The sequence below is a fragment of the Blastomonas sp. SL216 genome (assembly GCA_026625625.1).
Taxonomy (GTDB): domain Bacteria; phylum Pseudomonadota; class Alphaproteobacteria; order Sphingomonadales; family Sphingomonadaceae; genus Blastomonas.
Genome location: CP113055.1, coordinates 1,770,431 through 1,795,485, shown reverse-complemented (window position 1 = coordinate 1,795,485; position 25,055 = coordinate 1,770,431). Strand labels below are relative to the sequence as shown.

The window sequence follows — 25,055 nt, the reverse complement described above, 5'->3', positions numbered from 1 at the left end:
TGCACAGGCCATCGCGGCGCTGCTCGCCGCGGGCGAGCCCTTCGACACCGCAAGATTGCGCGCAGCGATGATCCCTGCCTTCGGCGCGGACGACGCTGCGGGGGCATGGGACTGGAAGTCGGCCTATGATGCCTGCGAAGGCGCGCAGGTCCTGTTGCTGCGCGCCTATGGCCGCGCGCTTATGGCGCGGGCAGGTTCTCCGCCGCAATGCCTGGCGCTCTGGGACAGGATCGCTCGGCAGATCCCCACCCATACGCGGCGCTCCCCGACCAGCCAGGCGCTTCAGCAATTCTCGACCCCGCTTCCGCTCGGCTATGCAGCCGCACGCGCCGCTGCCATCCGCGAAGGCGATCTCGTTCTCGAGCCCTCCGCAGGAACGGGCATACTTGCGATCCATGCAGAACTTGCAGGTGCCAGCCTCGCGCTCAACGAGCTCGATCCTGCCCGAGCCGCATTTCTGGCAGAGCTGTTCGGCGGCGTGCCTGTGACGCACCATGATGCCGCCGCGATCGATGACCGGCTCGACGCCGGTGTGCGGCCCGATATCGTGCTGATGAACCCGCCATTTTCCGTTGCCGCAAATGTCGATGGCAGGATGCGTGGCGCAGCTCTGCGGCACATTGCATCTGCGCTCGCCCGGCTGGCTGACGGAGGCAGGCTGGTCGCCATTGTCGGCGCTGGCTGTGCGCCTGAAGCGCCCGGCTGGCGACCGGCTTTCGAGGCCCTGCAGGAACAGGCAACGCTGCGCTTTTCTGCAGCCATTGCGGGCCGGGTCTATGCGCGGCACGGCACCACGACGCGCACCCGGCTGCTCGTGTTCGACAATCTGCCTGCCGCAGCCTCTTCCATCCGGACGCCGGAGCGCGGCGAGGCTCCCGATCTGGCGACGCTGCTCGCCTGGATCGAGGCCGACCTGCCTGCACGACCGCAATATGGCTTGCAGGCCGCTGAGGCGGCCTCGCAAGCTCCTGTCATCGCGGCTGGTGCAGCGCGCAAGAACGCAAGGACGCAGGACTTGCAGCCTCCCCGAATTCCTGCGCTGGCCGAGGACAGCCATGAACTCGCCTATGCGGTGCATGAATGGCAGGCGCCCTGCGGCAGGCTTTCGGATGCGATTTACGAGCCCTATGCGCTGCAGTCGCTGTCGATCGAGGGCGCACATCCGCACCCGACCCCCTTGGTCCAGTCCGCCGCCATGGCCTCGGTCGCACCGCCGAAGCCCTTCTATCGCCCGCATCTTCCCGCACGGCTGGTGACGGACGGCCTGCTATCGGACGCGCAGCTTGAATCGATCGTCTATGCCGGCGAAGCCCATTCAGGACATCTCGCAGGTGCCTGGACGACCGATACGACCTGGGACACATTGGCGGCGGCGAGCGACGATGCCGAAGGCGCGGTGAGGTTCCGGCGCGGCTGGTTCCTTGGCGACGGCACCGGAGCCGGCAAGGGTCGGCAGGTGGCCGGGATCATCCTCGACAACTGGCTCAAGGGGCGCCGCCGCGCGGTGTGGCTGTCCGTGTCCGACCGGCTGCTCGAGGATGCCCAGCGCGACTGGGCAGCGCTCGGCCAGGAACGGCTGCTCGTCACGCCGCTGTCGCGCTTTCGCCAGGGAAGTGCCATCCGGCTCGACCAGGGCATCCTGTTCACGACCTATGCCACGCTGCGCAGCCAGGCGCGCGCGGGCAAGCCGAGCCGGCTGGAACAGATCATTGAATGGCTGGGCTCCGATTTCGATGGCGTCATCGTCTTCGACGAGGCGCATGCCATGGCCAATGCAGCAGGCGACAAGGGCGCTCGCGGCGAGCAGAAGCCATCGCAACAGGGCAGGGCAGGCCTGAGGCTTCAGCACGCGCTTCCCGATGCGCGCATCGTCTATGTCTCGGCAACCGGCGCGACCACGGTCCGCAACCTAGCCTATACCCAGCGGCTAGGGCTCTGGGGCGGAAGCGATTTTCCCTTTGCCTCGCGCAGCGAGTTCGTGGCTGCGATCGAGGAGGGCGGTGTGGCGGCGATGGAGGTGCTCGCCCGCGATCTCAAGGCGCTCGGCCTGTATTCCGCGCGCTCGCTCTCGTTCGATGGTGTCGAGTACGAACTGCTCGAACACAGGCTGACCGGCGAGCAGCGCCGCATCTATGACAGCTATGCTTCTGCCTTCCAGGTCATTCACAACAATCTGGCAGCCGCGCTCGAGTCCGCCGGCGTCACCAGCCAGGGCCATGGCACGCTCAATCCCCAGACCCGATCGGCGGCGCGCTCGGCCTTCGAAAGCACCAAGCAGCGCTTCTTCAACCATCTCATCACCGCCATGCAGACGCCTGCGGCCATTGCCTCGATCGAGCGCGACCTGGAGGCAGGCCATGCTGCCGTGGTGCAGATCGTCTCGACCGGCGAGGCGCTGCAGGAGCGGCGGCTTGCCGAAATCCCTGCGCAGGACTGGGACGATGTCTCGGTCGACATCACGCCGCGCGAATATGTGCTCGACTATCTTGCGCACAGCTTTCCGGTGCAGCTCCACGAGCCCTTTACCGATGGCGAGGGCCATCTGGCATCGCGCCCTGTCTTCGACACCGATGGCAATCCGGTGCTCAATCGCGAGGCCTGCCGCCGCCGCGATGCGATGATCGAGAAGCTTGCCGCGCTGCCGCCCGTGCCGGGCGCACTCGACCAGATCGTCCAGCATTTCGGGGCCGATGCGGTCGCCGAGGTGACCGGGCGCTCGCGGCGCATCGTGCCGGTCAGGCAGGAAGGGGCCGCGCTGCGCTTTGCGGTCCGGAACCGGCCCGCCAGCGCCAGCCTTGCCGAAACGCGCGCCTTCATGGACGATGACAAGCGCATTCTCGTCTTTTCCGAAGCGGGCGGGACGGGCAGGTCCTATCATGCCGATCTCGGAGCCAGGAACCAGCGTCGCCGCATCCATTATCTGCTCGAGCCGGGCTGGAAGGCCGACAGCGCCATCCAGGGCTTCGGCCGCACCAACCGCACGAACCAGAAGCAGCCGCCGCTATTCCGTCCGGTCTCGACCGACGTGAAGGCGCAGAAGCGCTTCATCTCGACCATTGCGCGCAGGCTCGACACGCTGGGCGCGATCACGCGCGGCCAGCGTCAGACCGGCGGCCAGAACATGTTCCGGCCCGAGGACAATCTCGAATCCTTCCATGCGCGTGACGCACTTCGTCAGCTCTACCGGCTGATCGCCGAGGGCAGGATCGATGGCTGTTCGCTCCGGACGTTCGAGGCCGCAACCGGGCTGGTGCTGACCGACGATACCGGGCTCAAGGACGAACTGCCGCCGATCACGACCTTTCTCAACCGCATGCTCGCCCTGACGATCGATCTGCAGGAAATCCTGTTCGAGAGCTTCGAAGGCCTGCTTGCAGCGCGTATCGAAGGAGCCATCGCCTCGGGGACGTTCGAGACTGGCCTCGAGACGCTGCGCGCCGAAAGCTTCGTCGTCTCCGGCCGCCGGACTATCTACACGCATCCCGGCACCGGCGCGGAAACCCGGCTGCTGACCATCGAGCGGAAGGACCGGATCGTGCCGCTGGCGCTCGACGACGCGCTCGAGCTGGCCCGGGCACGCGGCGGCGAGCTTCTGCTGAACACGCGCTCGGGCAGGGCTGCCGTCCAGCTGCGTGCGCGCAGCCTGATCGATGACCAGGGCGGCGTCCAGCGGCGCGTCGCGCTTCAGCGGCCGCTGGAGAAGACCAGGATGCTCGAGGAGGAATTCGCGCAGTCGCACTGGAAGCCGGTCGATGAAGCCCGCTTCTGCACGGCCTGGAGCTCGGAACTCGGCGAAATCGCTCCGTTCGAGACCTCGACACTCCATATGGTGGCAGGGCTGCTGCTGCCGATCTGGAAGCGGCTTCCCCAGGAATCGGCGCGGGTCTACCGGCTCCAGACCGATACGGGCGAGCGGATCATCGGACGCAAGGTATCCGCTGCCTGGGCAGCGAGCGAGACCGGCGAGGACAGTGTCCGCATCTTTGCCGACGAGGCCTGGCGCCTGCTGGGCGAAGGCGCTGCCACGCTCGAGATCGCCGAAGGCCAGACCCTTCGCCGCGTGCGCTCGATGAACGAATGGCGGATCGAGCTTTTCGGGTTCAACGATCTCGGCGTCGAGCGGCTCAAGGCGATGGGCTTGATCCCTGAGATCGTCTCGTGGAAACTGAAGCTCTACGTGCCGGCAGGGGCTGCTGGCGCCGACGTGTTCGCCCGGCTGATCGACCGGTTTCCGGTGGTTCGACTGCACGAGCGCAAGGCCGCTTGAAGGAGCCCCGCATGACCGCATCCCCATCCGATATCGCGCGCCGCCTGGCCGACAATGCCGAGGCGGTGTGCCGCCGCTATCTCTCCAATGGCAAGCGCGAGGGCCATTACTGGTTCGTGGGCAATGTGCACAATGAACCCGGGCGCAGTCTCTATGTGCGCTTGTCTGACCGGGGCGGAGGCAGGGCATTGCCGGGAAAGTGGACCGATGCCGCGAGTGGCGAGCATGGCGACCTGCTCGACATCATCGCAGCAGTGTGCGGGCATTCGTGCCTGGCCGACACGCTGGCCGAGGCAAGACGGTTCCTCAGCCTGCCTGCAGAACCGGCGATATCGCTGGGAAGGCCGACGCGATCCAGATTGGGCCAGAGCTCTCTGATCGCGGCACAGCGGCTCTGGGCAGCGTCCCGGCCAATCGATGCGACGCTTGCCGCAACCTATCTTGCGGCACGCGGAATCACCGCAACCGCAGGCTGCGCTGCGTTGCGTTTTCATCCCCGCTGCTTCTACAGGCCGGGCGCAGACGATCTGCCGGGGATACAGACAGGCTGGCCCGCGCTGATTGCGGCCGTTACCGATGCGGAAGGAAGTCTGACCGGAGTGCATCGCACCTGGCTCGATCCGGGCGGCCTGGCCAAGGCGCCTGTGAAGCCCCCGAGGCGGGCGATGGGACGTCTGCTCGGATCCGGCGTCAGGTTCGGCAGCGCAGGCGAGGTCATGGCAGCCGGCGAGGGGATCGAGACCATGCTCTCGCTGCGTCAGGCGATGCCGGCCATGCCGCTGATCGCTGCGCTTTCGGCCGCGCATCTTGCCGCTCTCGAATTCCCGCAAGCGCTGAAGCGCCTCTATGTCGCATGCGACAACGACCCGGCAGGCGAGGGCGCGTTCGTCCGGCTTTCCGAGCGTGCAATGGGCCGTGGCGTCGAGACGGTGGCGCTGCGGGCAGAGCGCGACGATTTCAACAGCGACCTGGTGGCTCAGGGCGTCTGTTGCTTGTCGGCGCGGTTGAGATCTCAGCTCAGACCTTGCGATGCCGTGCGGTTCCTGGGGGCTGGCTAGCCACGCTTGCCGGCAGGCCGTCATCTTCCTGGCCGTGCCATCATCGTGCCGGTCTCAAACCCGCATGCAGGGGCGTTGCGCCCCTGGCCTTCGCCCGGAGGCGACTGCGCCGCGAGGTGCGGGCAGGCAATGGCGGTCCCGGCGCTATTTTCCGCCGGGGCGTTCGCCCCTTTGCATCGCGAGGCAAAATAGCCCCGGGTCCCGCCATCCTCCGCTTCGCTCCGGCCTGCGCGCTGCGCGCGAGGTGCAGGCCCGCCCCGCGCGGCGCTGGCAGTCGCTGCGAAGGCCGCGAGAGGCGCGGACCTGCCTGCATCCGAGGAATATTCACATGACATACGATACCGACATCAACGGCCATGATGATGGCGAGACCGGACCGAGCGCACTCCTGCTCCAGGAAATGCAGCTCTATGGCTATCGGCCCTTCGAGGACGAACCCGATCCACGGCCGCTTCCCGACGAAAGGCTGGCAACAGGTGCCGTTGCCGACATGTTCGATGGGCTCATTGCAAGCCTTGCCGACACAAGGATCGAGCCGGACCTCGAAAACCTGCTCTGGAATCTCGTCAATATCTTCCACCGCGCCGCCGAACGCGTCGAGATCGAACTCGATCGCAACGAACAGGACCAGCGCACCCGGCAGCGCGAACAGGACGGAAGCGAGGTCCGCTCGGTCGAACTCGAACGCACGATCGCCGAAGGCATCACCCTGATCGAGCGGCGCGATACCATGGAATTTTTCCGCGATGCGGCCGCCGGCCAGTTCCGCACCCATATGCGCAAGGCCTGGACCCCGCGCACCGGCTCTCGTATCAACCATCGGACGCTCACCGCATCGATGATCGACAGCCGCGATTTCCTCGACAAGCGCCTGCGCGACAAGGCAAATGCACTGCTGCCTGCCGGCACCCGGGTTGCGTTCAGCGGCGGTCCGTCATGCAACGATCACCTGCACATCTGGACGGCGCTCGATCGGATCCATGCCCGGCATCCCGACATGGTCCTGCTCCATGGCGCCACACCCACCGGCGCCGAACGCGCCGCTGCCTGCTGGGCCGAAACCCGCGGCGTGCCCCAGGTCGCCTTCCGGCCCGACTGGAACCGCCACAAAAAGGCAGCGCCCTTCAAGCGCAACGACCGGATGATCGAGGCCATGCCGGTCGGGCTGGTTGTCTTCTCCGGCACCGGCATCCAGGACAATCTCGTCGACAAGGCCCGCGCCTTCAACATCCCGGTCTGGGATTTCAGGGTGTCGCCGCCATCCTGATGGCCCCGATCCGGGCGCGACTTTTCTTGCCTTCAACCCTTCGGCCTTTCACAAGGGATACGACCATGCGAACCGATCTCGATCATCTTCCTGCCAACAAGCAGCGCGAGCTTGAGCGCGTGAAGCAGATCATCTTCGAGGAGTTCGAAGACGCGCTCGCGCTCGCCACGAACAAATGGAAGAAGAAGGGCCGGATCGAGAAGCTGATCCTCTATGGCAGCTATGCGCGCGGTGGCTGGGTCGATGAGCCGCACACCGCCAAGGGCTATCGCTCCGACTTCGATCTGCTGATCATCGTCAACGACAAGCGGCTCACCGAGCGGGTCGATTACTGGCTGAAGCTTGAGGACCGGCTTATCCGCGAGCTGGCCATCGACCGGACGCTGCACACGCCGGTCAACTTCATCGTTCACACGCTACAGGAGGTGAACGACGGGCTGGCGCATGGCCGCTATTTCTTCATGGACGTGGCAAGGGACGGCATAGCCTTGCACGAGGCGGATGAGCGGGAACTTCACACACCCAAGCCCAAGACGCCCGAGCAGGCGCTGGCGATGGCGCAGGAGTATTTTGACGAGTGGTTTCCGAACTCAATGAAGCGGTTCGAGAGCGCGCAGTTTCTGATCGGCAAGGGGTACCACAAGCAGGCGGCGTTTGACCTGCACCAGACCTCTGAAGGCCTTTACCATTGCGTGCTGCTGGTCTGCACTTTCTACACGCCGCACGTGCATAATCTCGGTTTCCTTCGTGCCCAGGCCGAGCGTATCGATATGCGTTTGGTCGATGCTTGGCCCCGCGACACGCGCATCGACCGCGCCCGGTTCGAGAAGCTCAAAGAGGCCTATGTGAAGGCGCGCTACTCGAAGCATTATCGTATCACCGAAGAAGAGCTGCTCTGGCTCGGCGGGTGCGTCGAGGAACTGGGCCGTGCTGTGCATGCCATATGTTCTGCGCGGATTGAAAAACTGGCAGCGGCGACCAGTACAGCCTGATTTGACAAGCTACCTCATGTGCAAGTTTGGATTGATGATGTCCGCTTTGCGCCCTAATTTCGGCCATTGGCCGGGTGAACAGCCAATCCCAAAAGCGGACATCCCGAAAGCTGCCGCTCGCGCGATGGCATCGCTTTGGATACCATCCTCGTAGCCCTCCTCATCATTTGCCCTTTAAATGGCGTCGTCCGGGCTACGTTGGCCGTCGCCGAGACGGTCATCGATCGAAGCGATCTTGAAGCCTAACGTGTCGCCACGCATGTAGCATTAAGGACTCAGATGAGTTAGCATTCATGGTCACTCGATGACATTGGGTTTGTCGTCGCGCTTGGGGGGCAGATGCGTGGAGGCAAGCGACGGGAGGAGCGCGGCTACGCCGTCCTTTCGGGCATTTCTGAGCTATAGCCACGCGGATATCACCGCGGCCCAACGGCTGCACCGCAAATTGGAAAGCTATCGCCTGCCGCGTCACATGCGCCCGGCGGGGGACGATGGCCGGATCGGAGCGATCTTTCGCGATCGTGAGGACTTCCCCGCCGCAACCGACCTATCGGCCAGCGTGCGCAAGGCGCTCGCAGCCTCGCAGGCGCTGATCGTGCTGTGCTCGCCCGATGCCGGGGTCTCGCGCTGGGTGGCGCGCGAAATCGCGCTGTTCCGGGAACTGCATCCCGATCGCCCGATCCTGGCGGCGCTGCTTTGCGGCGAGCCTGAGGACGCCTTCCCCGCGGCCCTCCATCATGGCGGCGAACCCCTGGCGGCTGACCTGCGCAAGGAAGGCGACGGCTATCGCCTCGGCTTCCTCAAGGTGGTGGCCGGCGTCATGGACGTACCGCTCGATGCGCTGGTGCAGCGCGACAGCCAAAGGCAGATACGGCGCGTGATGGCCGTCACGGGGCTGGCCTGCGCAATTGCCTTAATGATGGCGGTGATGACAGTAATCGCCCTTCAAGCGCGCGGCGAAGCGCAACGCCAGCAGGCTGCGGCCGAAGGGCTGATCGAATATATGCTGACGGATCTGCGCGAAGATCTCGATGGCGCGGCGGGAGTCGCCGTGATGACTCGCGTGAACCAGCGCGCGCTTGCCTATTACGAAGGGCAGCAGAATCTGACTGCGCTCTCGCCCGACAGCCTTGAACGGCGTGCGCGGGTGGTGGGCAGGCTCGGCGAGGATGCCATATTCCGCAAAAACTATGCCTTGGCGCGGCGCAATCTCAGCGAACGGGCGCGTGCAACGCTGAGCCTGCTGGACGCAGCGCCAGGCGATCCGGAGCGCCGGTTCGATCATGCTCTAAGCCTCAATCGTCTAGCAATTCTGTCCCAAGCCGAGGGGAATGGTGCACAGGCCGAGGCAGAGCTTCGCCAGAGTTGGGGGCTGCTATCCGGCGTTCGGGCGTGGAGAAGTCGCAATCCCGAATGGCGGCGCACCACGGCCCTGGTCGCTGGCAACCTGTGCGCTATCGACGCTCTAGCCAAAGCGGTCGACGACGCAACGCTCGAAAAGTGCCGGATTGCGGTCGAACTCGGCGAGCGGTTGGCTGGCAATGACGAGGTTGCCTCGCGCGCGCCTTATGATCTGGTCTTCAACCTGATGTGGCAGAGCGTCGCGCTGGAGCAGGCCGGACGGCGCGAAGATGCTAGCAGCGTTCGGCGTCAGGCATTGAGGCTGGCGGACCAGCTTGCCTCCGAGAACCCAAATAATCGCAAGATCCGGTCGCAGCAGATGGAGATCTATGGTTACCTCGCGTCTTTCGAAGCGCCGCCGATTAGGCGCGCGATGCTCTTCAGGGCTTTGGGAATCGCACGGGAGCTGACGCGGCTCGATCCGGAACGTGCGGATTGGCGATCAAACCTCGTGAATTTTCGCAAGCGGTTGGAGGAGTGAGTGATGAGTGAGAATGAACAGGCCCACAGCGACATTTTTCTGTTTATGCTTGGCAACGGAGACGACGGTTACGCGAAGGTCAGAACGGTCCTTAAGCGCAAGACGCCGGGCAATCGGATGGAGGCTTGGGATGAGATCGAGCAGGGCAAGGTAGAAGATTCCTGGGAAATCGCTCCACCCATCCACTGTGTCGGCGGGATCGACATGGCATTTGCCGCCAAGCAACCCTGTTTGGTGTTCGTAGCAATCAGCGGTGATCACAGCCATGCGGAGGAAGCGGAAAATGGTGGCACAGTTGGTTCTTTTCATGAAACCACAACATATTTTGGCGAGAATATCGTGGCTCCAATGGCAATCAGGGGCCAGCCATCCGCACCGATCATAAAGAACTTGAAACGTCACAAGCTGCCAAGCAGCAATTACCACACCGTGTGTTCATTTGATGTCGACGGTGAGAGTGCCTTACGCGAACTTGGGTCGTCGTCTGGAGCGGCGATCATGACGCGCTTCCCAATCGTGTTCGATTTCGTTGACTCCGACGATGGCAGATCACCCGTCTTCAAGAAGCCACGCCGTCCTCTCCAACCTGCTTCAAATCAGAGTAGCCTTGTGATGTTCGGTCACGGCGGCATTCACCCGCCCAACGGGGCCAGCATGATCGAATTCCTCTGAGAACAGGACTTTCAACCCCTTGCTAACCCCCTACACCCAGATTCTGCGCCTCGCCCGTTCCGGTTCGCCGGAGCGGGCGTGGACGCTGATGGCGCAGTATGGCCTGCTCGACTCCGCAAGCGATCCCAAAGCACTCAGCCTGCAGGCGCGGCTTGTCAAAGATCGGGCCAAACGGGCAGGGGCAGGGCCAGAGCAGGCGCGCCTGTTCGATCAGTCGGCGCAGCTTTACGCCAAGGCTGCAGCCATTGCCGGCTCGAGCTATCCGCTGATAAACGCCGCATCGCTCTCGCTGTTCGCTGGCAAACCCGCGCAGGCCAGACGCTTTGCACAAGATGTGCTCGATCTGATGGCTGCCAATCCCATGGAGGGCGAAACCCCATATTGGCGCGAGGCGACGCGGGCTGAGGCGTTGCTGCTGCTTGACCAGGAGGTCGAGGCGCGCGCTGCGCTGCGCAAGGCCATCGCCCGCCAGCCGCATGCCTGGGAGGATCACGCCGCAACAATTGTACAATTCGCGCTGATCATCGCCGAAAAGGGCTGGGATGCAGCGTGGCTCGATGCGCACCGTCCGCCGCCCAGCGTCCATTTCAGCGGCATCGCCGGTCTCGACCCGGATGACTCCGCCGTCGCAGCGGGGATCGCGCAGTTCATCGCCAGCGAGCGTCCGGGCTTTGCATTTGGCGCTTTGGCTGCCGGGGCCGACCTGCTGTTCGCAGAGGCCTTTATCTCTTGGCGCGATGCACAATGCCCTGCCGCAGAACTGCACGTCGTGCTGCCATATCCTATCGACCAGTTCCGCCAGCTGTCAGTCGCGGCTTTTGGCGAACACTGGACAGGCCGGTTCGATTGGGCACTGGCGCAGGCCACCACCACGACTGTCTATGGCCTGGCCGATCCTTCGCTCCCGCTGGCGGTGGAATATGCAGATTACGTCGCGATGGGGCGCGCGGTGCGTAACGCCCAGGTGCTTGCCAGCCAGGCCTGTGCGGTCACCGTGGTCGGCCAGGGGGAGAGCTTGCGTCCGCAACTGGCATCGTGGCGCGATGGCGGGCGTTCGCTCACGATCATCGAGGGAACGCGGTTGGCTGGATCGAAGAAAGGCCAAGGTGTTAAGCGTCAACGTTTACAGACCGTGGTCTGGGCGGACGAAGCGACATGGTCGATTCACGCTGATCTTTTATCGGCAGCGACCGAAGCAAGGCGTCTCGCCAGTGCCGGCGATAGCGCCCGGGTGGCCATAATCTTGGCGCCATGTGATCCGGATCAGGCTCCTGCGCCTCTCTTGCAGCGCGCAGCCGCGCTTGCAGCGGTTGCGAATCCCGGCGCGGTGGTCAGCGATGAAGCCACCGCGATGGCATTGGTCCGGGCCGGGTGGGACGCTGCAGTGGAAGAACTGGGCGAACTGCCTCTGACATCGGGCCGCGAGCCTATCTGGAGCGTGCTCTAGCCAAGTATCATCGTGCCGAAAACGTGTTCTGCTCTAGATGATCATGTCCTCAAGCAACTTGCGGGAGACGATCGTCAGTCGGCCCGCATCACGCCGCACAATGCCGCGGCGCATCAACCCGTTGATCGCGCGGGATGCGGTTTCGCGGGTGGTCTGTGCCATCAGGCCGAGCGCTGCGACCACCGGTGGCGGAGCGATGGTGTCGCCATCGCCTGCCGCGTTGAGCAGTTCCGAGTAGACCCGGCCCGTGGCCGACAGGGTGATGCGCGCCGCCATCCGGTCGAGCGCAGCGTGATATTGGCGTGCCAGGATCATTGCCAGCCCGCTGCCGATCCGCGCTTCCTCCTGCACCAACCGGGCTAGGCGCGATGTCGCAACCTCGAGCACCGCGATCCGATCCCGCGCGACGACATCAGACACGAACACGCGTTCATGCGGCAGCGCGCCGAACAACTCACCCGGGCCATGCGCCATCAGCAGTTGTACCTGTCCGTCGCCGCCAATCACCTGCAATTGCGCCTGCCCCGCAAGCACGATCCAAACCTTTGCGCCAAGATCGCCCTGATGGATCAGCTTCTGGCCATGGGGGTAGGTCACGAAGGCCATGGCATCGTTGAGCCGCTCCGCCTCCGCTGCGCTGCACGCAAAGAAGGACGCGAGCGCGGCCAGTCGCTCAACCCGGTCCATAGGGGGTCCTGGCTGCAGGCAATGCATGGGTTCTGCGGCTGATGGCGAAAATGCCCAAGGGAGCGGCAAGCGTGACGAAGATCACGCGCGAAGCTCCCTCAGAAATGGCACCCGTGTTTTCGGGTCTGGCTGATCGCCTCCAGATGATCCGATGCATGCCGCAACATACTCAGGAGCAACACCAATGCGCAAATCGAATGTCATCGCCGCGATACTTTCCACGGCGAGCCTGGTGTGGTTCACTCCGGCCCATGCCGGAACGAAACCGAAAGCGGAAAGTGAAGCCGAAGAACTGACCCTCGATTACCACCTGCCCGAGGTGAAGATCGGATTTGCGGTCAGCCACATGATTACGGCTTGCCCAAATGCGCAGGGTGTAGGGTTTGCGATGGACACCGTAACGGCGATCAAGCCGGTCTATGTCCGCGGCGCACAGATCAAGGTCAATCCGAAGGGCAACTTGCTGGTCGATCGGGAAATCAAGCTGGAATTCCATGACAATGGCACAATAAAGAGCTTCAATGCCTCTTCAACCGGGCAGGGTGGAAAGATTGCCGCCGCGGTGATCAAGGCGGCGACATTCGCCGTTACCACCGCGATGGGCGTGCCGTTGGCTTTGCCAGTAGCTGCGGCTGCGGCTGACGGAAAACCGGACTTCAAACCCATCCAGTGCAAGAATGAGATTGTCAGGCTGCTTTCCCAAAAGGCGGGGCTGGAGACGGCTTTGACGCGCCTCAAGCAGAGCTTGATTGATGACGGGGCATCGAAGAACCTGCTCATGCAGATCACCCGCACCGAAGCGGCTCTTGCCGATACGCTCTCGCGTTTGACAGTCAGCCCCGACCCGGCGATCTGGACACCGACTGCCGCGATCGATCCTCGATCCGACACCAATTTGCCCAGCCCCACCAAAGCTGATCTCACCGTCTGGTTCGAGGATTTGGAGGAGCCGGCGTTGCAGGCGGCGCTCGATTTGGTCGGTTACGGGCAGGTGCTAGACTTCAAGGCTTCGGTGGCCTCGGCGACCGGACGCGACGCAAGGCCTACCCCGACGACCGAACGGCGCGCGCTGATCTATCGTGATCCGGGCGCGGTCACCGTCAAGCTTGAACCCCGATCAGCGTTCTCGGCTGGTAACCTCTCCGAGGACGAGCAACCGCTTGCTCTCTCGGCCTATGAAGACACCAAGGCCAAGGCAACGGTAAAAGTGCCGCAGATTGGAACGCTGAAGAAAATCGCCTTCGACGGTAGCGGCATGTTTGGATCGCGCGCAGTCGCGGCGACCTTCGCTCAAACAGGTGAGGTGATGTCGATCGGATACACCAGCACCGGCGGCGCGGACGCGTTGGCAGGGGTGGTAGACGCGGCGGTCGCCGCCGGTATCGAACTGCGCGACCAGGAGACCAACGCAAGCAAACGCGAAGTCGAGCGGCGAACCCAAGCGAATGCGCTTGCAGCGCTGATCGAAGCGGAAGCCGAGGCCAAGAAAGAGAAGGAAGACGCCGCGGTCCCAGCTGCTGCCGGAAGCTAGGATCGCCACCCCGCGCTAGCAATACCCGCACTGTCTGGCCGCAATAAGGGCCATCTAGAAGGAGAAATACCATGTCCACCACTTCAGGCTATGTCATTTTCGTCGATGAAAGCGTTCTCGATGGTTCGGTCGAAATGTTCGGCATGACCGGCGGCGTGTTCGCTGCTCTGCCCAGCGAGGCCGAGGCTGCGGCGACCACCGCTGAAGCCTTGCCGCCCGAAGAATTGTTGGCCCGCCGCCACGCGGTGCTCAGCCAAATTGCGAGCGGGATCGACAATCCTGGCACGCGGTTCGAAAACTTCGGCGCGGCATCCGAAGCCGCGACCTTTGGTTTGCCCAAGATTGCGAGCATCGAACCCCAGTCAGAGCCACCGGCCGACATGCGCGTGCTGGCTGGAGTCGGCGCGATCCTGGTCGACCGCGACGAGCTTGATCTCGAAGCGATCTACAGCCAGCCGGGCGTCTCGGTCTATCCCAATGTCGAAGTGCATATGGTCCATCCCGACACGGAAACCGTTATCGACGCGGCTGCCGGCGCTGCAGCGGCGGCCAATGGCCAATTCTGGCACCTCACGAAGGTCGGCCTCGCCTCTGGCCAGTCCGGCGGTCGGGGGATCATGATCGGGATACTGGATACCGGAATCGACGATTCCCATCCGGAATTCGCGGGCAAGGTTGTCCAGTTCCGCGAGTTCGACAAGCATGGGCAGGTCGTTGGCAGCACAGCCCGGGATGCGGGGGATCATGGCACGCATGTCAGCTCGATCGCGGCAGGCCGGAATTGCGGTGCGGCCCCTGATGCCGATCTCGCTGTGGCCGCGGTGCTCACGACACCTAATGCTCAGGGCCGCCTGTTCGGCTATCTACAGCAGATCGTTGCTGGAATGGACTGGCTGGTGCAGCACCAGTTCAGGCCGGGTCGGCGCGGCGTCGATGTGGTCAACGCTTCGCTGGGCGGGTCAGGATATCACAACTATCTTGAGCAGCCGGTACTGAATGGGCTGGCAGCCGGGATCTCGATGATTGCTGCGATCGGCAATGACGGCCGCAAGGGCGCCGGATTCCACGGCTCGCCGGGCAATTATCGCACCACGCTGAGCGTAGGGGCGAGCGATTCCCAAGACATCACTGCGATCTTCAGCGATTGGGAGCTGTCAGGTCAGGACGGGCGCATACAATATCCGGTGCCCAACCTTTCGGCGCCAGGGGTTGATGTGATAGCGGCCATCCCCGGCAATGGCTATGCGCGCATGAGCGGCACCTCAATGGCAACGCCACTCGTTGCCGGGATTGCTGCGCGCCGGATGAGCGCCAATCCTGCGCTGTTGGGGCATCCCCGCGCATTGTTCCTGAGCCTGCTCTCAACGTTGGATCCGGTAAAGCCTCACCCCTACAATCTCAATTATGGCGGCGCGGGTCGCATTCGCGCATAGTTTAAGTTATACGCAGGGGCGTGACGACCTTTTTGCTCATGCCTCTGGAATCGGTCCTGCCGGAGGGCTGGCGCGAAAGCCTTGACCCTTTCGCGCCGCTACCGCCCGAACAGGATGTGCAGGCGGCACATGAGCGTTCTGAGCAGCTGACCGGCGAGCTCGCCGCGCGCTGCGCCGCAATCGACGCCCAGCTTCGTGAGCGACTTACGGATGATGTCGAGCTAACGTACTTAGCGGGCATGAGAGCATGGTCGGCGAAGGTGAGCGATGGCATGTCTCACACGGCCCTTGCCGAATCTATCGGCAATATCCCGGTTCAAATCATGCCCGAAGCGACATTCACAACACTTTAGTGCGAGTTTCCGGACAGGCTATCTGCGGATTTTCATCCGACCCAGCCGGGCGGCAATCGGTTCTTTAAAGACCTCATCAGGCTCTGATGATCGACAGCTTTTTAGGATCTGAAGCCAGCACGGCGTCGCCATCCACCTGCTGGTCACTCGAAGTCCGCAAAGCGAGACGCAAGTCTAAAACTCCTCATGTCAGTTCCGGTATGCATTTCCGCGTTCCTATCGCAATCTATTTCCGGTCATGGGAAGGGTAGATTTACGTTCCGGAAAGCAGAATGGCAGCTTCAGCCTCGTTTCTGCCAGAAGCTGAAACTCCAAAAGCGGCCCAAAAGCTGAACTTCTGGAACCGGCGATGCCGGTCAGCAAAATGCCCTCATATCGGTCGTGGTAGCTTCGCCTCCGACCGCTTGATAGCAGACATCATTTCGATGCAGATGAGGTGGCCCGGATGCTGGCCGAATCGGTCAGCCCCCTTTAAACTACTGAGGAGACCAAAGCGGCCATTATTTTTGAAACAAGAGGCTGGCACGCGGCTACTATTGTGGACACCGCGCTTGGATTGCAGTCTAGTGGGCCGAAGCCTTTCGCAGAACCATTTTGAGTGCTTCCAAGAAATCACCTGCTAGTATAGCTGGTAGATCGGCATAATATTCGCCGAGTTCGACACATCAATTTGTCCTGGGAGCGCGCCTTGAGCGGTTTAATTGCAGAGATTCAGCAAAGTGCCCTCGATCCATCGGTGCGCGTTACCGACTTACTCCGGAAGGTAAAGCTGGCTGCCGTCAAGCTTGAACTGACCGACGCCATCGACTGGGTAGATCGAGAATTGACCGGATATGTCGGCGTCGATGAGGGAAACCTTCCGTCTTACCGTCGCGGGCATGGGACTCTCATGAAGAGAGATCGCTTCGGCCAAAGGCCTGCGACGGGCGATACCATGAGTGTTGCGGCATTATCGCAAGTGTTTTTGCGGGAACCATTGTCGAGCGTCGAGGCTCTCGCAAGCGGCGAAGGGACAACGTGCTCGATCGGACTCGACGCGCATTTGGAAACCATGGTGAAAGAAGCAATGGGATTGACGAATTGCGCCTTCAACATCGTTTTTAGCAAGAGTATGTTGGTTTCAGTAATTGACCGAGTACGTGACTTGGTACTGGACTGGGCAGTCAGTCTCGAGCGGCAGGGCGTCTCAGGTGAGGGGATAAGTTTCAGTATGAACGAAAAACACCGAGCTTCGGGGGCCTCTATAACGATCCAGGGCAACGTCGCGAATCTGCACAGCGGTGACATTACCGGCCATCAGAACCGAGTTGTTATCAATTCTGTCGATGCGTCACAGAACACCATGGACTTCCAGACGCTTTTCCAGTCGCTGACTTCCACGATAAATCAGCAGGTCGCGAGCGAGGCGGACCGGACAGCATTGCTCAAAGCCGTCGTGGACCTCCAGGCGACTCGGGGGTCGCAGGGTTATGTTGGCGCCTATCAGCGGTTTGTAGAATTGGCCGCCAATCACGTTACGATTTTGGGACCATTCCTTCCCGCCCTCAGTCAGTGGCTTAGCTAAGTCCAAAAAAGGCCTCGCAACAAGTATGGCTGGGTTAGTCGAAAATATACAGGCACAAGCGCTCGACGCGAACGTGAAGGTTAGTGACCTCCTTCGCCGCGTTAAGGTGGCAGCCGTCAAACTGAAGCTCGACGATGCTTCCGAGTGGGTAGATCGCGAGTTAAAGGGCTACGCCCAAAATGACATCGTGCCAGCATACCGACAGACTATCGGGCAATTGAAAGCGCACAGTCGCTTTCACGGCATCATACCCGTTTCTGGCGACGCCGAATGGGTTCGAAATATCTGCAAAAACCCTGTCCTAGAATCCATAGCCAAAGTTGAGGCTCTAGCCGGTGATGGGTCGGAGGAGTTAGTTGCAAAGGTGCATGGTTCAATCGAATCGGCGATGAACAAAGCGCATGGCACACCGGGAACAGAATATTACATACACAGTTCTCAAGCCATATTCTTAGACGTTCTAGACCAAGTTCGCACTCTAGTTCTGGATTGGTCGATAGAATTGGAGCGAGCAGGAATTTTGGGAGAAGGAATTGATTTTAGTGTCGAAGAAAAAAATATTGCTGTCAAAGTTGCTTCAACGATTCACATTGAAAATTTCACTGGCCACCTTCATCAAGGCGAAGTGAGCGGTGATCAAAACCGCAGTATAGTTGCATCAAATGACCAGTCTATGAATACGATTGCTCTACCTCTCTTGTTAAAGCAAATCATAGAGGCCGTTCAGGTCGGGGTATGCAATGAAATTGAGCGGAACGCATTATTAGCAACCATACGCCGACTTTCTGGCGGGAGTTAGTTTTCGCTATAAATCTGTCCAGCGGCAGCTTTGACTAGCTGTTCCTCTGATCCTGCCGTTCTGAAAGCGACCCCTTCCATATATTGACGTTTTAAAGCAGCGCCCAACTTACTAATGTGAGCATCCCTAAGGCTACGGCAATCCAGATCGCTGCCGACGCGTTTGCAACATGGATCCAAAGTCGCGACTGCGACAGCAAGGGGCTGTCCTTCTTGATAGCCTTCGGGTCAACGCCGGTTTGGACTGTCAAAACCTCGGCAAAGCGCGACCATAGGTGCTCGTCCCGAATGTGGGCATTTAGCGTTTGGCAGAGCGATGCGAACAGGTCGCCAGCGGTGTGCCAATGTACCGCGTGGGCTTCATCGAGCTTAACCCCGAAGGCGCGTTCAAGGTCGTCTATTGCGACAATCTCGTCACCGTCGCCGCCAAGGCCGACGCTTTTAGTCGAGGTAGTTATCATGGGCACATCATAAGGCCATCCGACGCGGTCGCAATGGCTGCATTACACACAACTGCAGTAACGCTGGGCCTATCCAGGTGTTCCCCAGAGCCGACTTGCGGCTTCGGCCCTTTGCTAGCCAGAATCTGCCTTTCAGCAACCGGCCCAGCAGAAGAAGGTCTGAAAACGAGCCGTGCGGCGCCAAACCGATTTCGGATAGCATTGGCATGGTCTCGGTATGGCGGAGACAGTCTTCATAGCGGATCGTCTATCGGGGGCGTACAGAGCTTTTCTCGAAATCCAGCATGGCAAGAAACGCTGCCAGCGCATGCTCTTCATCATCCGTGAAGGGGGAGGGCAGGGGCTCGCGCGATGCTGGCCCTCCGGCCCTTTGGCCTGCCAAATTTGGCTGACCGTCGGGAGCAGCTTGAAGTGGAGCGGGATTTTCTGGAGGGCGCGCTCTTTCCCGCATGGCCTGCGGCCCTGCTCCTGAGGGCGCGGCGCTTTTGCGCTGACCCGCAGGCGCTCTTGCCTCACTCATTGCCAGACGCCCGCTGGCCCACTTGGCCCGCGCGCAGGGCGTCCGGCGGCTTCGCGCCGCGCAAGGGCGCAGTTGTCTGAATGGATCGCTGCTGCGATCCGCTGTGGGAACAAGGGCAAATCTAATGGAGCGGACTTTGCGTTCTAGCTGGCCCTAGTGCGACAATTGGGACATTCCCGACGTTCCCGGCAACCGTGGCGAACGGCAGGTTAGGCCCGCAGCCGACGTTCACTGTCCATATTGGCGGTCGCGCATAGCGTCAGCAGTTTTGCCGATTGCACAAGCCTGGCTTTGGCGAGGTACAGGTGCTGGCTGGCGGCTTGCGCCGGGCGGCGTTTGGCATTGCAGGCGCGGTTTTGGCTGTGCTTGTGTGCCAATCAGAACGCCGGAGGCTTATTCGCCGCTGGCCGCGCCTCCTTCTGTGATGATGAAGCTGCTGTAGCTGCTGGTCGACGATGCAGAACTGTCGGACGGATCGGTGACCGATGCGCTGTAGTCGATCAGATAGGTGCCGGGCATCGTCAAAGGCTGGGGCAGCGAGAGGGTGAAGCTGTCGCTCTTCTGCTCCTCGCTGCCGTTGAAGACATCGTGCAGCACTATACGCTGCTGATCTGGCGTGATGACCGCCAAGGATATGAGGTCGACTGGCCCCAAGAACTTCAACGTGATTTCGCTGACGGGCGGTACAATGTTTTCCTGTTTTGCCGGAAAGACGAACAGCAGTTCAGGCGCAGGCAGTTCGAGCGCCTGCAGTGGCGTGGCGTTTATCGTGCCGCAAATCGCGCCACCGATCGTGAGTGCCGCGCAGGCGGCCAGCATATGCCACTTGCGCATGGCCTCTCTCCTTATGAAAATGTGGGAGCGCGGGGGGTGTTCCGCGCTCCCGGCTGATCGCACTGATACGGGTCGCAAAGACCAGTGGGATCAACATCCCTGCTTTTTCTTCTTTCTGCCCAAGCCCCCGAGCATGCTGCCCAGCGCTGCGCCGCCTTCGCCCGCCATAGCTCCGCCGATGGCCGCGCCAGTGGCCGATCCGGTGGCGCAGCCGCTGTTCTGCGCGGTCTGACTTTCGCCTGAGGTGCTGCCTGATACCCCGCCCGTGCCTGCCTGCGCCTGAGCCGAGCCAGAAAACAGCGCAACAATGCCTGGGGTATTCCTGTAGTCTGCGCCTTGCGGCGAGGTGCCGCCATTCGAAAGAACAAACAGATTGTTTACGTCAGCCACAGCAGTATTTTCAGCCTCCGAGCGTGAGAGATTGTGCAGCCGCGAGGTGCAATAAACGCCCCATTCGTCAACCTCATCCGCCTTACACGCGCCGCCCTTCTTTAGACGAGATGACGGCGCTTTGGTCTGGTAGGGACTAACACACGACTTGATATTGTTTTCGTCCGTCCAGTAGCCAACAGGACAACGGTCCATCTGATTGGCTTTGGTGATCGAATCGTAGGTCGGCGGCGTGTAAGTGCCGAAGCTACCTTTATAGCACTTGTCGGAATCAGATTGCCCAGCACGGCCAGGTTGACCCTGCGAGTAGCCGTTGGGACACGCTCCATCTTTCCATATCCATTCCTGAGCATTTGCAGGCGCGGTGATGCCGGACAGCGCGAAGCCGCCGATCAATGCCAGATTGGCGAGCGAAAGACTGGCGCCGATCAGCAGCTTCCGGGCGGTCTGGGGGTTGGTCATCCTCTTCTCCTTTTGTGTCGTGCAATCTGCTGACACCAGGATTAGCCGGTCAGGTCATCCCGCCGCATCCCGTGATTATGGGATGCACCCCATTGAAGATGCACGGGATTACTGCCCGCCTTCGGATGGCAATAGCGCGACGAACAGGATGTCGAGATCGCGGTCGGGTTCGTAATCGGTCTTGATCACCTCGAAACGGGTCGGGCTGACCTTGGTAATGCCGTCCATGCACAGGCTGACCAGCCGGTGGGGATAACCCTTGTCCACGGTCAGTCGGAACCGCCCGATAGTGCCCTTCCAGTTTGCCCCGGGGGAGAGCTTGTAGCCGATCCAGTTTTCGAGCGGGAAGACGCGATCATCGACTTTGCCTGATGGCAGATAACGCTTGCGGTCATAGCCGCGCAGAAAGGCCTGATCGACACAATAGCGCGACACATATTCGCCATAGGGGTCAAGCGTGTCGCCGCGAATCTCCCGGTCAAGCGCGCTGGCCACTGAGCCACCCTGGAGCGGTGTGTAGCTATGCTCCACTGTGATCGGAATACCGGGAGGAAAGGTCTGGGTGCGCACGAAGCTGGTGGAGATCGTCCAGGCGGGGCGCACGTCACCATCGGTGACGTTGTACGTGGTCAGCAGCCCCTCGGCGACCAGCGCAGACTTGTCATCGGCCGACAGTGCCTTCAGCCGGTCGGCAAAGCCACTGGCTTTCCAGAACAGCGCCGGCCAGCCGAGCTCTTTCAGGCGCTTGTCGACATCGACACCATTGACCTTTGCAATGTCGATCCGCATCAGGCCCGCTGGCTTACCATCGACCAGAGTTTTCATGTCGATGGCATCCCAGTCGGGATAAGCCGCCTCGATCCATTCTGGATCGCGATCCTCCAGCGGCACATCGGGCAGCGGAAAGGCAACCAGCAGCGTGATCGGCTTATCGCTGTGGTTGGTGTAAGTGTAACGCACGCGGACCCGGTCAAGCGATAGGTACAGGTCCTCGCTGTCCATGCTGATATGATCGTTCTGCTCGAAGATCAGGCCGCCCAGGGCCACATTAGCTTCGGTATCGTTGGCGCAAAGGGGCAGTGGCGCCAAGGCCACTGCGGCCAGCGGCCAGAACCATAGGCTATTCATTACGGTGCCCGTCATTCGCTCATCCAGGCCGACCGGTCGATCCACTCCCCCAGCCGCTCGATCCGCGATTCATAGGCAAAGGCGATGCAGGCCTGGCGCTCTGCCTTGCGCTTCATGCACAGGTTGCGGTTGGCGATGAACGCGCGCTGCTCCTGCAGCAGCGTCGGCGCTTCGACCGGCGGAGTCTGCAACTTGGCGCGGTCATAATCGAGGCCCATGGTCCGATCGAGAATGGAAAGCTCTCGGTCCTGGCAGATCACCTGGTCGATTGTACCGGCCTTTGCCTTGGCGCAATCAAAGCTCGGCATGACCTTCTTGGGCGGGATCGCCTTGACCTGCGCGTGCAAGATCACAGGCGCCCCCATCATCGCCACGCCTATCAGCACGCCCCAGAGACCGAAATTCCGCCGCGCATATTGCATCCTCATCTCTCTCCACGATCTCGCTTTGCCCGCACACCACCGCCGAATGAAGCGGTGCCAAGGGTTTCGGGCATACCCCTGCAATTTTTCGGCAGATGCCCTGTTCCGCTCACAAACGCATCCCGTGATCGCGGTATCGTTGTGCTGCCACCGCTGGGCTAGTCTGGCGTTCCTGGCCTAGGCCTGGAAACCGTTCAGACACGCATTGGAAGGGCGGCGAAGGCTCGCTATGGGGATGGCCGATATGAACGACAGGGCAAAAACCGAACCGGCAGATCCGAAAACGCGCACCAACGCTGCACAGCCATGCCGCATTTTCATTGTCGAGGATGATGCGATACTGCGGGCAAGCCTGATCGAACGTCTGAGACGTGAACCGGACATGCTGGTGGTCGGTGAGGCGGACTGCCTGTCTGCAGCCAAGGCCGCATTGCGCGGTGCGGCGGCGGGAGTCGATATTGTACTGATCGACCTTGGCCTGCCAGATGGCTCGGGGCTGGAGCTCATTGCCTCGATCTATCAAAGCAATGCCAGCACGAAGATGCTGGTCTTCACCGTGTTTGGCGATCGCAAGACCGTGAACGATGCGCTGGCGGTGGGTGCGGATGGCTTCATCCTGAAGGATAGCGGTCCTGCCGAGCTGGCCGCCGCCATTCGTGCCGCCCGCGATGGCGGCGTGCCGATCAGTCCCAAAGCCGCAGCCCAGCTGTTGCGAGCGTTTCGCGAAATGCCGGCGGTCGTGCCTGACACTGCAGCACCTGCCGCTGCAACCAAGCCCCAAGATTACGGGCTTACCGCGCGCGAACGCGAGACACTGGAAACGCTTGCTAGAGGCTTCAGTCAACGCGAGGCGGCGGAGATACTGGGTGTATCGCCGCACACGATCGTGTCGCATGTGAAGGCCATCTACCAGAAAATGGCAGTAAACTCGCGGTCCGAAGCGGTGTTTGAGGCGATCCACAGCGGCCTGATCAAAGTGGATGGTCGATGATCGAGGCCGAGATACCATCGACCAAGGTCGCCCCGACGCGACATTGGCGGATATTATTCTGGATCGTAGGGGCACAGATTGCCTTTTGGGGGCTGGCGCTGCTGGTGCGGCCACCTGTGATCGACCCCGTTTTTGAACAGAACAGGCTGGCCAATATCCTGCTTGAGGGCCCCGATGGCCAGCTCAAGCAGGCAAATGGTCGCCCCGATTACTATCTCGGCGATGGCCCACAGGCACGGTTTATCACCACCGTCTTCATCGACCAACCCGAACGCGGTCTTGTCGTCTTTGCTCCACGCTACATCCGTTCGGTCACATTGTCGGTGAACGGAAAGTCTGTCCCGTCTTCAGATGCACCGGCATGGCGCGGGGGCAAGCTTGGCAGCAAATGGGTCATTCCTGGTGGATACTTGCGCAATGGCACAAACAGTCTTGCAGCGGATGTCCGTCGGGAATGCTGCCGCGCCTATCTGGCAGACCTTATCGCCGCCCCCCCTGGAGCGATCGATATCGCGATCCGGCAATGGCGGATGCAATCCCTGCTGCCTGCGCTCGGACTTATGGTGATCGGTCTGTTCGGAGCGTGTACCTGCCTGCTGGCAGGGCGCAACGCGCTTTACCGGCCGTTTGCCAATGCTGCCGCACTCGCCTTTGCTGGCATGGCCATCGGCGGGCTGTGGCAGATCGATATCCTGACCCCCTCCAGCGAACCGGTCTATATATCTGCCGGGTTCATGACACTGCTGGCCACGATGACCGGACTGGTCGCTCTTGCCGACCGTTGGTTTTCGGGTGGCCCGCAATTCGATCGCGCGCTTTTGCTATTTGCGGTGCCGTCCTGCGCCATGATCGTTGTGGCAGCGTTGCTAGCCGAGCCGCTTCCACGAGGGCTGCGAGACTTGTTCAATATCGTTGTGGTCCTGCTTGCCAATAGCGCGATCATTGGTTGCGTTGTGCGCGGCCTCAAAAGGGATGGTGAGGCATCGGCGCTGGATGCTGCTGTGTTTCTCCTGGTGCCGGCTATCAGTCTCGCCGATCTGATCGACGCTCTCCAGACAGAGCCCCTGATCCGCAATATAGCCCCGCTGGGTGTTCTGGCGCTGGCGGTCCTCCTGCTTTTCGGCATCGTGCGGCGGGCCCAGGCGCTCTCTCGGCGGCTTGAGGATGCCAACGCCGTGCTGGATGCGCGCATCGCGGAGAAGCAGGCCGAACTGGAAATCACCGCAGCGCTGCTACGCCAGCGCGAAGCCGAAGCGGCTGTGCAGGGGGAACGCGCCCGCATCATGCGCGACATGCATGATGGCATGGGCGGTCAACTGCTCTCGGTACTGATGCTCTCGCGCGACGAGAACAGCCCCCGACAGATTATCGCGCACACTGTGGAACAGGCGATCGATGACCTCAGGCTGCTCATCGACAGCCTGGATTCGGTGGGTGACACGATGGATATCGCGCTTGGCCAGTTTCGTGAGCGTGCCGAAGCCAAATTGCGCGCAGCGGGGATGAAATTGATTTGGTCGAACAGCCTGGACGGCCATTCCATCATGCTGCCGCCTGGCACGATCCTGACGGTGTATCGCATCATGCAGGAAGCAATAAACAATGCCGTGCGTCACTCAGGTGGGAAGGTTGTGACGCTTTCCATTGCCCCGTCTGGCTTCGGAGGTGTCGAGATCGCGATCTGTGACGACGGCCAGCCTGGACCGGCCTTGTGGAAACGGGGGCGCGGCCTGTCCAATATGGAGATGCGTGCCAAGGCGATCGGCGCGGCTTTCAAGGTCGAAACCGGCGCGGGCGGGACACAAGTGCTGCTTCATGTGCCAGCAGCTTGACTCCAGCGCTCTATCCAAACGACTGTTTGATTTTGCCTCGCTGCAACTATCGGCAGCTTCTGTC

General features: G+C 61.5%; 20 protein-coding genes. 14 read left to right on the top strand and 6 right to left on the bottom strand.

Annotated features, from left to right (window positions below):
- Positions 1-67: 67 nt before the first annotated feature.
- The 7 genes from OU999_08505 (at position 68) to OU999_08475 (ending at position 11,585) form a co-directional block, all read left to right on the top strand.
- The gene (locus OU999_08505; protein WAC25386.1) at positions 68-4,267 is read left to right on the top strand and encodes a strawberry notch family protein; all 4,200 of its coding nucleotides are present in this window, start codon (positions 68-70) and stop codon (positions 4,265-4,267) included.
- Positions 4,268-4,278: 11 nt separating this feature from the next.
- Positions 4,279-5,325 (top strand): toprim domain-containing protein, encoded by a 1,047-nt coding sequence (locus OU999_08500; protein ID WAC25209.1) that lies wholly within the window; start codon positions 4,279-4,281, stop codon positions 5,323-5,325.
- A gap of 328 nt (positions 5,326-5,653) precedes the next feature.
- Entirely contained in the window at positions 5,654-6,592 is a 939-nt protein-coding gene (locus OU999_08495; GenBank protein WAC25208.1) for a DUF2493 domain-containing protein, read from the top strand.
- 65 nt (positions 6,593-6,657) lie between these two features.
- Complete coding sequence (locus tag OU999_08490) at positions 6,658-7,584, top strand: HEPN domain-containing protein (GenBank protein ID WAC25207.1); 927 nt, start codon at positions 6,658-6,660, stop codon at positions 7,582-7,584.
- Between the two features lie 343 nt (positions 7,585-7,927).
- On the top strand, positions 7,928-9,466 hold the full coding sequence (locus OU999_08485; protein WAC25206.1) for a toll/interleukin-1 receptor domain-containing protein: 1,539 nt from the start codon (positions 7,928-7,930) through the stop codon (positions 9,464-9,466).
- A 3-nt stretch (positions 9,467-9,469) separates the two neighbouring features.
- Complete coding sequence (locus OU999_08480) at positions 9,470-10,138, top strand: hypothetical protein (GenBank protein WAC25205.1); 669 nt, start codon at positions 9,470-9,472, stop codon at positions 10,136-10,138.
- 88 nt (positions 10,139-10,226) lie between these two features.
- Positions 10,227-11,585 carry a hypothetical protein gene (locus OU999_08475; GenBank protein WAC25204.1) on the top strand — a complete coding sequence of 453 codons (1,359 nt, stop codon included), beginning with the start codon at positions 10,227-10,229 and terminating at the stop codon, positions 11,583-11,585.
- 33 nt (positions 11,586-11,618) lie between these two features.
- Here OU999_08475 and OU999_08470 read toward each other — a convergent pair whose 3' ends face one another.
- Positions 11,619-12,272 (bottom strand): Crp/Fnr family transcriptional regulator, encoded by a 654-nt coding sequence (locus OU999_08470; protein ID WAC25203.1) that lies wholly within the window; start codon positions 12,270-12,272, stop codon positions 11,619-11,621.
- A gap of 184 nt (positions 12,273-12,456) precedes the next feature.
- Between OU999_08470 and OU999_08465 the strand changes: the two genes are divergently transcribed.
- The 5 genes from OU999_08465 to OU999_08445 all read left to right on the top strand — a co-directional run bounded on the left by OU999_08465 (position 12,457) and on the right by OU999_08445 (position 17,952).
- A complete protein-coding gene (locus tag OU999_08465; protein ID WAC25202.1) occupies positions 12,457-13,803 on the top strand; it encodes a hypothetical protein in 1,347 nt (448 codons plus the stop codon).
- A 71-nt stretch (positions 13,804-13,874) separates the two neighbouring features.
- Positions 13,875-15,236 carry a S8 family serine peptidase gene (locus tag OU999_08460; GenBank protein WAC25201.1) on the top strand — a complete coding sequence of 454 codons (1,362 nt, stop codon included), beginning with the start codon at positions 13,875-13,877 and terminating at the stop codon, positions 15,234-15,236.
- Positions 15,237-15,256: 20 nt separating this feature from the next.
- Positions 15,257-15,589: a hypothetical protein gene (locus tag OU999_08455; GenBank protein WAC25200.1), complete on the top strand. Its 333-nt coding sequence runs from the start codon at positions 15,257-15,259 to the stop codon at positions 15,587-15,589.
- Positions 15,590-16,277: 688 nt separating this feature from the next.
- Positions 16,278-17,153: a hypothetical protein gene (locus tag OU999_08450; GenBank protein ID WAC25199.1), complete on the top strand. Its 876-nt coding sequence runs from the start codon at positions 16,278-16,280 to the stop codon at positions 17,151-17,153.
- Positions 17,154-17,178: 25 nt separating this feature from the next.
- Positions 17,179-17,952, top strand: coding sequence for a hypothetical protein (locus tag OU999_08445; protein ID WAC25198.1), 774 nt, complete (start codon positions 17,179-17,181; stop codon positions 17,950-17,952).
- Between the two features lie 91 nt (positions 17,953-18,043).
- Here the strand turns inward: OU999_08445 and OU999_08440 are convergent, their stop codons facing one another.
- The 5 genes from OU999_08440 to OU999_08420 form a co-directional block, all read right to left on the bottom strand.
- A complete protein-coding gene (locus tag OU999_08440; GenBank protein WAC25197.1) occupies positions 18,044-18,412 on the bottom strand; it encodes a hypothetical protein in 369 nt (122 codons plus the stop codon).
- Positions 18,413-19,325: 913 nt separating this feature from the next.
- On the bottom strand, positions 19,326-19,766 hold the full coding sequence (locus tag OU999_08435; GenBank protein ID WAC25196.1) for a copper resistance protein CopC: 441 nt from the start codon (positions 19,764-19,766) through the stop codon (positions 19,326-19,328).
- 90 nt (positions 19,767-19,856) lie between these two features.
- Positions 19,857-20,618, bottom strand: coding sequence for a hypothetical protein (locus OU999_08430; GenBank protein ID WAC25195.1), 762 nt, complete (start codon positions 20,616-20,618; stop codon positions 19,857-19,859).
- Between the two features lie 108 nt (positions 20,619-20,726).
- A complete protein-coding gene (locus tag OU999_08425) occupies positions 20,727-21,746 on the bottom strand; it encodes a DUF4424 family protein (protein WAC25194.1) in 1,020 nt (339 codons plus the stop codon).
- An 11-nt stretch (positions 21,747-21,757) separates the two neighbouring features.
- The gene (locus tag OU999_08420; GenBank protein WAC25193.1) at positions 21,758-22,174 is read right to left on the bottom strand and encodes a hypothetical protein; all 417 of its coding nucleotides are present in this window, start codon (positions 22,172-22,174) and stop codon (positions 21,758-21,760) included.
- A gap of 238 nt (positions 22,175-22,412) precedes the next feature.
- Here OU999_08420 and OU999_08415 point away from each other — a divergent pair, with 238 nt between their 5' ends.
- Both OU999_08415 and OU999_08410 read left to right on the top strand, forming a co-directional pair.
- A complete protein-coding gene (locus OU999_08415) occupies positions 22,413-23,159 on the top strand; it encodes a response regulator transcription factor (GenBank protein WAC25192.1) in 747 nt (248 codons plus the stop codon).
- Positions 23,156-24,991, top strand: a complete 1,836-nt coding sequence (locus tag OU999_08410) for a hypothetical protein (protein ID WAC25191.1) — start codon at positions 23,156-23,158, stop codon at positions 24,989-24,991. Before OU999_08415 ends, OU999_08410 begins: the two co-directional genes overlap by 4 nt.
- Positions 24,992-25,055: the final 64 nt, after the last annotated feature.